Raw genomic sequence first — 11,512 nt, 5'->3', positions numbered from 1 at the left:
GGCATGAAGGTCGGGGCGGTCATCATCACCATGGGCAACCGCCCCGAGGAACTGCGCGCCCTGCTCGACTCGGTCGCCAAGCAGGACGGCGACCCGATACCCGTGGTCGTCGTCGGCAACGGCTCACCCGTGCCCGAGGTCCCCGACGGTGTCCGCACGGTCGAGCTGCCCGAGAACCTCGGCATCCCCGGCGGCCGCAACATCGGCATCGAGGCCTTCGGCCCCAGCGGCCGCGACGTCGACATACTGCTGTTCCTCGACGACGACGGCCTGCTCGCCCGCACCGACACCGCCGAGCTGTGCCGCCAGGCCTTCGCGGCCGACCCGAAACTCGGGATCGTCAGCTTCCGCATCGCCGACCCGGACACCGGCGTCACCCAGCGCCGCCACGTCCCCCGGCTGCGCGCCTCCGACCCGATGCGCTCCTCCCGGGTCACCACCTTCCTCGGCGGCGCCAACGCCGTCCGTACCCAGGTCTTCGCCGAAGTCGGCGGCCTTCCGGACGCATTCTTCTACGCACACGAGGAAACCGACCTGGCATGGCGGGCCCTCGACGCGGGCTGGATGATCGACTACCGGTCCGACATGGTGCTGTACCACCCGACGACCGCGCCCTCGCGGCACGCGGTCTACCACCGCATGGTCGCCCGCAACCGCGTCTGGCTCGCCCGCCGCAACCTGCCCGCCCCCCTGGTGCCGGTCTACCTGGGCATCTGGCTGCTGCTCACCCTGCTGCGCCGCCCCTCGCGGCCCGCCCTGCGGGCATGGTTCGGCGGGTTCCGGGAAGGCTGGCGCAGCCCGTGCGGCCCCCGCAGGCCCATGAAGTGGCGTACGGTGTGGCGGCTGACCCGGCTGGGCCGACCTCCTGTCATCTGACAAGCTCGTCCCTGAGAGCATTCGGGGCGTAACGCTCGGCTCCCGGCCCGTGGCCGGCCAGCACCGGCCGCGCATCTCGAAGACGAAAGTTTCCACCAGTGAGTGAGACAACCCACGACCGCTCAGTCGCGGTGACCGCGCCTGCGTCACCCGACGAGGGACTGACCGCGGCGGAGCTCGCGGCGAAGTACGGCCTGTCCGTGAGCGGTGCCCGGCCCTCCCTCGTCGAGTACGTCCGCCAGCTCTGGGACCGGCGTCACTTCATCCTCGCCTTCTCGCGGGCGAAGCTGACCGCCCAGTACAGCCAGGCCAAGCTCGGCCAGCTGTGGCAGGTGGTCACGCCGCTGCTGAACGCGGCCGTGTACTTCTTCATCTTCGGGGTGATCCTGGAGGCCGACCGCGGGATGGAACGCGAGGTCTACATTCCGTTCCTGGTCACCGGCGTGTTCGTGTTCACCTTCACGCAGAGCTCGGTGATGGCGGGCGTCCGCGCGATCTCCGGCAACCTGGGGCTGGTCCGCGCCCTGCACTTCCCACGGGCCTCGCTCCCGGTGTCCTTCGCGCTCCAGCAGCTCCAGCAGCTGCTCTTCTCGATGATCGTGCTGTTCGCGGTGACCGTCGCCTTCGGCAGCTACCCGGACCTGTCCTGGGTGCTGATCCTTCCGGCGCTGGCCCTGCAGTTCTGCTTCAACACCGGCCTCGCACTGATCATGGCCCGGGCCGGCGCCAAGACGCCCGACCTGGCGCAGCTGATGCCGTTCGTGATGCGTACCTGGATGTACGCGTCCGGCGTCATGTACTCCATCCCGATCATGCTCGCCGACAAGCCGCAGTGGATCGCCGACGTGCTGCAGTGGAACCCGGCGGCCATCTACATGGACCTGATCCGCTTCGCCCTGATCGACGGCTACGGCTCCGAGTGGCTCCCCGAGCACGTGTGGGCGGTCGCGGGCGGCTGGGCCCTCCTCTTCGCCGTCGGCGGCTTCGTGTACTTCTGGAAGGCGGAGGAGAGGTACGGCCGTGGCTGAACGCACCCCCGAGGACCGCATCCCCACCGTCATCGCGGACGACCTGCACATCGTCTACCGCGTCAACGGCGCCAAGACCGGCAAGGGCAGCGCCACCGCAGCCCTCAGCCGCATTCTGAAGCGCGGCGAGGAGCGCGGCGTGCGCAAGGTGCACGCCGTGCGGGGTGTCTCCTTCGTGGCCTACCGCGGCGAGGCCATCGGTCTGATCGGCTCCAACGGCTCCGGCAAGTCGACCCTGCTGCGCGCCATCGCCGGCCTGCTGCCCGCCGAGAGCGGCAAGGTCTACACCGACGGCCAGCCCTCGCTGCTCGGTGTGAACGCGGCCCTGATGAACGACCTGACGGGCGAGCGGAACGTGATACTGGGCGGGCTCGCCATGGGCATGTCCCGCGAGCAGATCAAGGAGCGCTACCAGGAGATCGTCGACTTCTCCGGCATCAACGAGAAGGGCGACTTCATCACCCTCCCGATGCGCACCTACTCCTCCGGCATGGCCGCCCGCCTGCGCTTCTCCATCGCCGCGGCCAAGGACCACGACGTCCTCATGATCGACGAGGCCCTCGCCACCGGCGACCGCAAGTTCCAGAAGCGCTCCGAGGAACGCATCCGGGAGCTGCGCAAGCAGGCCGGCACGGTGTTTCTGGTCAGTCACAACAACAAGTCGATCCGCGACACCTGCAACCGCGTCCTGTGGCTGGAACGCGGCGAGCTGCGCATGGACGGCCCGACCGACGAGGTCATCAAGGAGTACGAGAAGTTCACCGGCAAGTAGCCCGTCGTTCGGGGCCTCACCGGAACTGTTCCGGCGAGGCCCTGCGTCGTGTGCAAAGGGGCCTTGAGCCACCGGCAAAGGAAACGTCAACTCCGGCTTGCCGTAGGAATCTTGGGGTCAATCGGTGTGTTGTTGTGATGCGCCGGACACCCCCACGCTCCACGGCGCGTTGTACAACGTAAGCTGTACCGGTGCCGAATCACGGCAAGTAGGGCGATAATGCGCGACACCTACCACCGGGCGGCCGCGCGAAACCCGGGCGGCGTGTCCGAAATAGTGCGTATTGGGTCGGCAGTGTAGAACGGGAGATGTGACGGCAATGGCTACGGAAACTCCCCAGCTCCGCGCAGCATGTGCCGTCCCCGCCCCGGGCAGCAAACGGTGACGGGAACCGACACGGCGCGCACGGCCGATCCGGAGCGCGCGACGCTGGAGAAGGCCACGGCCGAGAACTTCCCCGTGGCCCCTTTCTTCCTGCCCAGAGCCTGGCGCACCGACCTGATGGCCGTGTACGGCTTCGCCCGCCTCGTCGACGACATCGGCGACGGCGACCTGGCCCCCGGCAGCGCCGACGCCCGGCTGCTCGGCGTGTCGGCCGACCAGGCCGGGGACCGGCTGGTGCTCCTCGACGCCTTCGAGGCCGACCTGCGCCGTGTCTTCGACTCCACGCCGCGCCACCCCCTGCTGCGCCGTCTCCAGCCGACCGTCCGCCGGTGCTCCCTCACGCCCGGTCCGTTCCTCGGCCTGATCGCCGCCAACCGCCAGGACCAACTGGTCAAGCGGTACGAGACCTACGACGACCTGCTCGCCTACTGCGAGCTGTCCGCCAACCCCGTGGGCCGGCTCGTCCTCGCCGTGACCGGCACCTCCACCCCCGAGCGGATCCGCCGCTCCGACGCGGTCTGCACGGCCCTGCAGATCGTCGAGCACCTCCAGGACGTGGCCGAGGACCTCGGCCGTGACCGCATCTATCTGCCCGCCGAGGACATGAAGCGCTTTCACGTCCAGGAGGCGGATCTCGCCACGCCCACGGCGGGCGCGTCGGTGCGCGCACTGGTTGCGTACGAAGCGCAACGCGCCCGCGTTCTCCTGAATGAAGGCGCCCCCCTCGTGGGTAGCGTGCACGGCAGATTGAGGCTGCTGCTTGCGGGGTTCGTGGCGGGGGGAAGGGCGGCAATCCGTGCGATCGCCGCCGCCGAATACGACGTACTTCCCGGCCCTCCCAAGCCCGGCAAGCTCCAGTTGCTGCGTGAGGTGGGCGTGACTCTGCGAGGAGAGGGGTGATTCGGACCGTGGAGTCGGAACCACACGTGTCCGCACCGGTACTCGCCGCCTACAGCTACTGCGAGGCCGTCACCGGACAGCAGGCCCGTAACTTCGCCTACGGCATCAGGCTGCTGCCGACGCCCAAGCGCCGGGCCATGTCGGCGCTGTACGCGTTCTCCCGCCGCGTCGACGACATCGGCGACGGCGCGCTCACCGACGATGTGAAGATCGCCAGACTCGAGGACACCCGGGCACTGCTCACCCGGATCCACGAGGAGGCGGTCGACGAGGACGACACCGACCCGGTCGGCGTCGCCCTCGCTCATGCCGCCCAGCAGTTCCCGATCCCGCTCGGCGGCCTGGACGAGCTCATCGACGGCGTCCTGATGGACGTACGCGGCGAGACCTACGAGACCTGGGACGACCTGAAGGTCTACTGCCGCTGCGTGGCCGGTGCCATCGGGCGGCTCTCGCTCGGCGTTTTCGGAACGGAACCGGGGGCGCGCGGCACCGAGCGCGCCTCCGAGTACGCCGACACGCTCGGGCTCGCACTGCAGCTCACCAACATCCTGCGGGACATCCGCGAGGACGCCGAGGGCGGACGCACCTACCTGCCCGCCGACGACCTGGCCAAGTTCGGCTGCTCGGCCGGGTTCAGCGGGCCGAAACCGCCGGAGGGCTCCGACTTCGCGGGCCTCGTGCACTTCGAAGTGCGACGGGCCCGCGCCCTTTTCGCCGAGGGCTACCAGCTCCTCCCCATGCTCGACCGGCGCAGCGGCGCCTGTGTCGCCGCGATGGCCGGCATCTACCGCCGCCTCCTCGACCGCATCGAGCGCGAACCGGAAGCCGTGCTGCGCGGCCGGGTCTCGCTGCCCGGACGCGAGAAGGCCTACGTCGCCGTGCGCGGTCTGTCCGGCCTGGACACCCGGCATGTGACCCGGCGGGCCGTCAGGAGGCGCGCCTGATGGACAATCTGGGAGAGGGTGACGCCACCGGCGAAATGCGGCACGCAACCCTCCGCTGCCGGGCCGCGTCCCAGACTGCAACGACCTGCCGTGGCCGGTTCTCGCGCCGTGGCCGGTACGTGGGGGAGGGTGCACGATGACCGACGGCACGTGGTCGGGGTCCGCCAGGGACGCCGTCGTGGTCGGCGGAGGGCTCGCCGGTATCACCGCCGCGCTCGCGCTCGCCGATGCCGGAGTACGCGTCACCCTGCTCGAAGGACGGCCCCGGCTCGGCGGGCTGGCCTTCTCCTTCCAGCGCGGCGAGCTGACCGTCGACAACGGACAGCACGTCTACCTGCGCTGCTGCACCGCCTACCGCTGGTTCCTCGACCGTATCGACGGTGCGGCACTGGCTCCGCTGCAGGATCGTCTCGACGTGCCCGTCCTCGACGTCACCAAGCCCGAGGGCCGGCGGCTCGGCAGGCTGCGGCGCGACGCCCTGCCCGTGCCCCTGCATCTGGGGCGCAGCCTGGCGACGTATCCGCATCTCTCACTCGCCGAGCGTGCCAAGGTCGGCCGGGCCGCGCTCGCGCTCAAGGGACTCGACCTCGCCGATCCGACCCTGGACGTACAGGACTTCGGCAGCTGGCTGACCGCGCACGGTCAGTCGGCGCGTGCCGTCGAGGCCCTGTGGGACCTGGTCGGGGTCGCCACCCTCAACGCGGTCGCGGGTGATGCCTCCCTGGGGCTCGCCGCGATGGTGTTCAAGACCGGTCTGCTGTCCGACCCGGGCGCGGCCGACATCGGCTGGGCGCGCGTCCCGCTGGGCGAACTGCACGACCGGCTGGCCCGCAAGGCGCTCGACTCCGCGGGCGTCCGTACCGAACTGCGCTCACGCGTCACCTCCATCTCCCGGAACTCCCAGTATGAGAACGGGCGTTGGATCGTTCAGGTTCCCGGCGAGACCATCGAGACGGACGCGGTCGTGCTCGCCGTACCCCAGCGCGAGACGTACGACCTGCTGCCGGACGGCGCCCTGGACGCCCCCGACCAGCTGCTGCAGATCGGCACCGCGCCGATCCTCAACGTCCATGTCGTCTACGACCGCAAGGTGCTCGCCAGGCCCTTCCTGACCGCGCTCGGCACCCCGGTGCAGTGGGTCTTCGACCGCACCGAGGCGTCCGGGCTCGAGGAGGGGCAGTACCTCGCGCTGTCGCAGTCCGCGGCCCAGGATGAGATCGACGCCCCGGTCGCCGAGCTGCGCGAGCGGTACCTGCTCGAACTCGAACGGCTGCTGCCCCGTACCCGCGGTGCCGAGGTGCGGGACTTCTTCGTGACCAGGGAGCGCACCGCGACGTTCGCTCCCGCTCCCGGCGTCGGACGGCTGCGGCCCGGCGCCCGTACCAAGGCACCCGGCCTGTACCTGGCCGGAGCGTGGACCGCCACCGGGTGGCCCGCGACCATGGAGAGTGCGGTCCGCAGCGGCATCGGTGCGGCGGACGCCGCGCTGAGCGCCCTGGGCCGGCCCCGCCCCCGCCACCTCTTCGACGTCGAGGAGGCGGCCTGATGATCGATCAGCGCGCGGCAGGCCCCCGCACCCCCGGTACCGCAACAAGAGGAGAGACTGTGCCCACTGTGCCCCCGGCCTCGAAGGCCGCTCGAGAGACCGCGGTGGACGTGACCGCGCTCCTGGAGCGCGGCCGGACCCTGGCCACACCGGTACTGCGGGCGGCCGTCGACCGCCTGGCACCTCCCATGGACACGGTCGCCGCCTATCACTTCGGCTGGATCGACGCCGCGGGCAACCCCGCCGACGGCGACGGCGGCAAGGCCGTGCGCCCCGCCCTCGCGGTGCTGTCCGCCGAGGTCACCGGGGCCGCGCCGGAGGTCGGCATTCCCGGAGCGGTCGCCGTCGAACTGGTCCACAACTTCTCGCTGCTGCACGACGACCTGATGGACGGCGACGAACAGCGCCGGCACCGCGACACCGTCTGGAAGGTGCACGGCCCCGCCCAGGCCATCCTGGTCGGCGACGCCCTGTTCGCCCTGGCCAACGAGATCCTCCTGGAGCTCGGCACCGTCGAGGCCGGCCGCGCCACCCGCCGGCTGACCACGGCGAGCCGCGCCCTGATCGACGGCCAGGCCCAGGACATCTCCTACGAGCACCGCGACCGCGTCAGTGTCGAGGAGTGCCTGGAGATGGAGGGCAACAAGACCGGCGCCCTGCTGGCCTGCGCCAGCTCCATCGGCGCGGTGCTCGGCGGCGCGGACGAGCGCACCGCCGACTCCCTGGAGAAGTACGGCTACCACCTCGGCCTCGCCTTCCAGGCCGTCGACGACCTGCTCGGCATCTGGGGCGACCCGGAGGCCACCGGCAAGCAGACCTGGAGCGATCTGCGCCAGCGCAAGAAGTCCCTGCCGGTCGTGGCCGCGCTCGCGGCGGGCGGCGCCGCCTCGGAGCGGCTCGGCGAGATCCTCGCCGCCGACGCCAAGAGCAGCGACTTCGCGAACTTCTCCGAGGAGGAGTTCGCGGCCCGCGCCGCCCTCATCGAGGAGGCGGGCGGCCGCGAGTGGACCACCGAGGAAGCGCGCCGTCAGCACACCATCGCCATCGAAGCCCTCGACGCCGTCGCCATGCCCGACCGGGTGCGGCAGCAGTTCACGGCGCTCGCCGACTTCGTCGTCGTACGAAAGAGATGATCACTATCGGCCGAATAAGCCTCGCGTAGTCGCCGGCCGGTGCCGCGGATTCGTGTGCACCGGCCGACGGCGGACCCACAGCAGACGCACCACCGGAAGTGACTGCACGAAGGGGAAGCCATGACAGCGACGACCGACGGAAGCACCGGGGCCCAGCCGCCCCGCGCTGCCGCGGCCAGCGAAACCGACAGCACCACCCCCGAGGCGGCCGGGGGCCGAGAAGCCGCCGTACACGCCGTCCGGCGCGCCACCGACTTCCTGCTGTCCCGGCAGGACGCCGAGGGATGGTGGAAGGGCGACCTCGAGACGAACGTCACCATGGACGCCGAGGACCTGCTGCTGCGTCAGTTCCTGGGCATCCGCGACGAGTCCACCACCCGCGCCGCCGCCCTGTTCATCCGCGGCGAGCAGCGTGAGGACGGCACCTGGGCCACCTTTCACGGCGGACCGGGCGAACTCTCCACCACCATCGAGGCGTACGTCGCCCTGCGCCTGGCCGGCGACGCGCCCGACGCGCCGCACATGGCGAAGGCCTCGGAGTGGATCCGGGCCCAGGGCGGCGTCGCCGCCTCCCGCGTCTTCACCCGGATCTGGCTCGCCCTGTTCGGCTGGTGGAAGTGGGAGGACCTGCCCGAACTCCCGCCGGAGCTCATCTACTTCCCGACCTGGCTGCCGCTCAACATCTACGACTTCGGCTGCTGGGCCCGGCAGACCATCGTCCCGCTGACCATCGTCTCCGCGAAGCGGCCGGTCAGGCCCGCGCCCTTCCCGCTGGACGAGCTGCACACCGATCCGGGTAATCCGAATCCGGTGAAACCGCTTGCCCCCGCGGCGAGTTGGGACGGCGCCTTCCAGCGGCTCGACAGGGGCCTGCACGCCCTGCGCAAGGTCGTGCCGAGGAAGCTGCGCAGAGCCGCCATGAACACCGCGGCGCGCTGGATCATCGAGCGGCAGGAGAACGACGGCTGCTGGGGCGGCATCCAGCCGCCGGCCGTGTACTCGCTCATCGCCCTGCATCTGCTCGGCTACGACCTCCAGCACCCCGTGATGCGGGCCGGGCTGGAGTCCCTGGACCGGTACGCCGTCTGGCGCGAGGACGGCGCCCGGATGATCGAGGCCTGCCAGTCGCCGGTGTGGGACACCTGCCTGGCGACCATCGCGCTCGTCGACGCCGGTGTGCCCGCCGATCACCCGCAGCTCGTCAAGGCCGCGGACTGGATGCTGGGCGAGCAGATCGTCCGGCCCGGCGACTGGTCGGTGCGCAGGCCGGGGCTGCCGCCGGGCGGCTGGGCGTTCGAGTTCCACAACGACAACTACCCCGACATCGACGACACCGCCGAGGTCGTCCTCGCACTGCGCCGGGTCAGGCACCACGACCCGGAGCGGGTGGAGAAGGCGATCGGGCGCGGGGTCCGCTGGAACCTGGGCATGCAGTCGAAGAACGGCGCGTGGGGCGCCTTCGACGTCGACAACACCAGCCCGTTCCCCAACCGGCTGCCGTTCTGCGACTTCGGCGAGGTCATCGACCCGCCGTCCGCGGACGTCACCGCGCACGTCGTGGAGATGCTCGCGGCCGAGGGCCTGGCCCACGACCCGCGCACCCGGCGCGGCGTCCGGTGGCTGCTGGCCCAACAGGAGCCGGACGGCTCCTGGTTCGGGCGCTGGGGCGTCAACTACGTCTACGGCACCGGGTCGGTGGTGCCCGCACTCGTCGCGGCGGGCATCCCAGGTTCGCACCCGGCGATCCGCCGGGCGGTGACCTGGCTGGAGAGCGTGCAGAACGACGACGGCGGCTGGGGCGAGGACCTGCGCTCCTACCAGGACGTCGAGCGATGGAGCGGCCGCGGCGCCTCCACCGCCTCGCAGACGGCCTGGGCGCTGATGGCCCTGCTGGCGGCCGGCGAGCAGGACTCCAAGACCGTCGAACGCGGTGTCGCCTGGCTCGCCGCGACCCAGCGGGAGGACGGCTCCTGGGACGAGCCGTACTTCACCGGCACCGGCTTCCCCTGGGACTTCTCCATCAACTACCACCTCTACCGGCAGGTCTTCCCGCTCACCGCCCTCGGCCGGTTCGTGAACGGAGAGCCTTTCGCACCGGCCAAGGGGAGCTGATGAGCACGCCGCCCGCCTCGGCACCGCTGCTGATCGCCTGTGCGCTCGGCATCGAGCGCCTGGCCCTGCGCCTGGGCGACCATGGCGGTGCCGACGGGCCGTTCACCGTGCTGCGCACCGGCATGGGGCCCCGGTCGGCCGAGCGCTCCGTCACCCGGGCGCTGGCCGACCCGGCCCTCGCCGAGGCGTCCGTGCTCGCCACCGGCTTCTGCGCGGGGCTGGCCCTCGGTATGCATCCCGGCGACCTGGTCGTCGCCGAGGAGACCCGGCACCCGGACGGCAGCACGCCGTGCGTGGGCACCGAACTGCTCGTCAAGGAACTCTCGCGTGCCGTGCCCGGCCGTACCGTCCACACCGGCCCGGTCACCGGCTCCGACCACGTCGTCCGTGGTCAGGAACGTGCCGACCTGCTCGCCACCGGCGCAATCGCGGTCGACATGGAGTCGGCGGCAACGCTTCTGAGCGCGGGGCGCGTGGGTGCGCGTCCGGTTGCGGCCGTCCGGGTGGTCGTGGACGCTCCAGAACATGAGCTCGTCCGGATCGGCACGGTGCGCGGTGGAATATCTGCTTTCCGTGTCCTTCGTTCCATTCTTCCCGCATTCTTTGAATGGCACCGTAATGTGTTGCTCCCCAGGAGGTGAGCCCGATGGCCATGCCGCTGCGTCAGTCCATCAAGGTCGCTACTTACTTGGCTGAACAGAAGCTCCGCAGGCGCGACAAGTTCCCGCTCATCGTCGAGCTCGAACCGCTCTTCGCCTGCAACCTCAAGTGCGAGGGCTGCGGCAAGATCCAGCACCCCGCCGGGGTCCTCAAGCAGCGCATGCCGGTCGCGCAGGCCGTGGGAGCGGTGCTGGAGTCCGGGGCGCCGATGGTGTCGATCGCCGGCGGTGAGCCCCTGATGCACCCCCAGATCGACGAGATCGTGCGCCAGCTGGTGGCCAGGCGGAAGTACGTCTTCCTGTGCACCAACGCCATGCTGCTGCGCAAGAAGATGGACAAGTTCAAGCCCTCGCCGTACTTCGCCTTCGCCGTGCATATCGACGGCCTGCGCGAGCGGCACGACGAGTCGGTCGCGAAGGAGGGTGTGTTCGACGAGGCCGTGGCGGCCATCAAGGAGGCCAAGCGGCGCGGCTTCCGGGTCACCACCAACTCGACCTTCTTCAACACCGACACCCCGCAGACCGTCGTCGAGGTGCTCAACTTCCTCAACGACGACCTCGAGGTCGACGAGATGATGATCTCGCCCGCCTACGCCTACGAGAAGGCCCCCGACCAGGAGCACTTCCTGGGTGTGGAGCAGACTCGCGAGCTGTTCAAGAAGGCCTTCGCGGGCGGCAACCGGCGCCGTTGGCGGCTCAACCACTCCCCGCTGTTCCTCGACTTCCTCGAGGGCAAGGTCGACTTCCCCTGCACCGCATGGGCGATCCCGAACTACTCGCTGTTCGGCTGGCAGCGCCCCTGCTACCTGATGAGCGACGGCTACGTGCCGACGTACCGCGAACTGATCGAGGAGACCGACTGGGACAAGTACGGCCGCGGCAAGGACCCGCGCTGCGCCAACTGCATGGCGCACTGCGGCTACGAGCCCACCGCCGTCCTCGCCACCATGGGTTCCCTGAAGGAGTCCCTGCGCGCCATGCGCGAGACGGTCTCCGGAAACCGGGAGTGACGCCATGACCGCCATCCCCCTGGGCGTCCCCGAGGTACCGGTCCGGCCGATCGCCGAGCGCCGGAAGAGCCGGCAGATCCAGGTCGGATCCGTGGCGGTGGGCGGAGACGCCCCGGTGTCGGTGCAGTCGATGACGACGACCCGT

Annotated in this window: 11 protein-coding genes and 1 pseudogene; all 12 read left to right on the top strand. The window is 70.5% G+C overall.

Features of this window, described 5'->3' with window-relative positions:
* Positions 1 to 3 precede the first annotated feature (3 nt).
* Positions 4 to 876, top strand: coding sequence for a glycosyltransferase family 2 protein (locus tag ACFVJQ_RS38995; RefSeq protein WP_129802463.1), 873 nt, complete (start codon positions 4 to 6; stop codon positions 874 to 876).
* Between the two features lie 98 nt (positions 877 to 974).
* Positions 975 to 1,904, top strand: a complete 930-nt coding sequence (locus ACFVJQ_RS38990) for an ABC transporter permease (protein ID WP_224733928.1) — start codon at positions 975 to 977, stop codon at positions 1,902 to 1,904.
* Positions 1,897 to 2,676 (top strand): ABC transporter ATP-binding protein, encoded by a 780-nt coding sequence (locus ACFVJQ_RS38985; RefSeq protein ID WP_224733929.1) that lies wholly within the window; start codon positions 1,897 to 1,899, stop codon positions 2,674 to 2,676. Before ACFVJQ_RS38990 ends, ACFVJQ_RS38985 begins: the two co-directional genes overlap by 8 nt.
* A 351-nt stretch (positions 2,677 to 3,027) precedes the next feature.
* Entirely contained in the window at positions 3,028 to 3,960 is a 933-nt protein-coding gene (hpnC, locus tag ACFVJQ_RS38980; RefSeq protein WP_385510073.1) for a squalene synthase HpnC, read from the top strand.
* Positions 3,957 to 4,907, top strand: coding sequence for a presqualene diphosphate synthase HpnD (gene hpnD / locus ACFVJQ_RS38975; RefSeq protein ID WP_385510074.1), 951 nt, complete (start codon positions 3,957 to 3,959; stop codon positions 4,905 to 4,907). The genes hpnC and hpnD overlap by 4 nt, the downstream gene beginning before the upstream one ends.
* Complete coding sequence (locus ACFVJQ_RS38970) at positions 4,907 to 5,047, top strand: DUF6380 family protein (protein WP_385790509.1); 141 nt, start codon at positions 4,907 to 4,909, stop codon at positions 5,045 to 5,047. The genes hpnD and ACFVJQ_RS38970 overlap by 1 nt, the downstream gene beginning before the upstream one ends.
* Complete coding sequence (gene hpnE, locus ACFVJQ_RS38965; RefSeq protein WP_385790507.1) at positions 5,044 to 6,453, top strand: hydroxysqualene dehydroxylase HpnE; 1,410 nt, start codon at positions 5,044 to 5,046, stop codon at positions 6,451 to 6,453. The genes ACFVJQ_RS38970 and hpnE overlap by 4 nt, the downstream gene beginning before the upstream one ends.
* 68 nt (positions 6,454 to 6,521) lie before the next feature.
* On the top strand, positions 6,522 to 7,586 hold the full coding sequence (locus ACFVJQ_RS38960; RefSeq protein ID WP_385510092.1) for a polyprenyl synthetase family protein: 1,065 nt from the start codon (positions 6,522 to 6,524) through the stop codon (positions 7,584 to 7,586).
* Between the two features lie 120 nt (positions 7,587 to 7,706).
* Positions 7,707 to 9,698, top strand: coding sequence for a squalene--hopene cyclase (gene shc / locus ACFVJQ_RS38955; RefSeq protein ID WP_385790505.1), 1,992 nt, complete (start codon positions 7,707 to 7,709; stop codon positions 9,696 to 9,698).
* Positions 9,698 to 10,339 (top strand): 1-hydroxy-2-methyl-2-butenyl 4-diphosphate reductase, encoded by a 642-nt coding sequence (locus ACFVJQ_RS38950; protein ID WP_385510078.1) that lies wholly within the window; start codon positions 9,698 to 9,700, stop codon positions 10,337 to 10,339. The genes shc and ACFVJQ_RS38950 overlap by 1 nt, the downstream gene beginning before the upstream one ends.
* A gap of 5 nt (positions 10,340 to 10,344) precedes the next feature.
* Positions 10,345 to 11,367 (top strand): adenosyl-hopene transferase HpnH, encoded by a 1,023-nt coding sequence (hpnH, locus tag ACFVJQ_RS38945; protein ID WP_224733936.1) that lies wholly within the window; start codon positions 10,345 to 10,347, stop codon positions 11,365 to 11,367.
* 4 nt (positions 11,368 to 11,371) lie between these two features.
* Positions 11,372 to 11,512: pseudogene (locus tag ACFVJQ_RS38940) on the top strand (4-hydroxy-3-methylbut-2-en-1-yl diphosphate synthase); the annotation flags it as partial.

It is taken from the genome of Streptomyces sp. NPDC127197 (assembly GCF_042672405.1).
GTDB classification, from domain to species: domain Bacteria; phylum Actinomycetota; class Actinomycetes; order Streptomycetales; family Streptomycetaceae; genus Streptomyces; species Streptomyces flavusporus.
The sequence above is the reverse complement of the archived record's forward strand: the minus strand, read 5'-3'. Positions and strand labels throughout refer to the sequence as shown.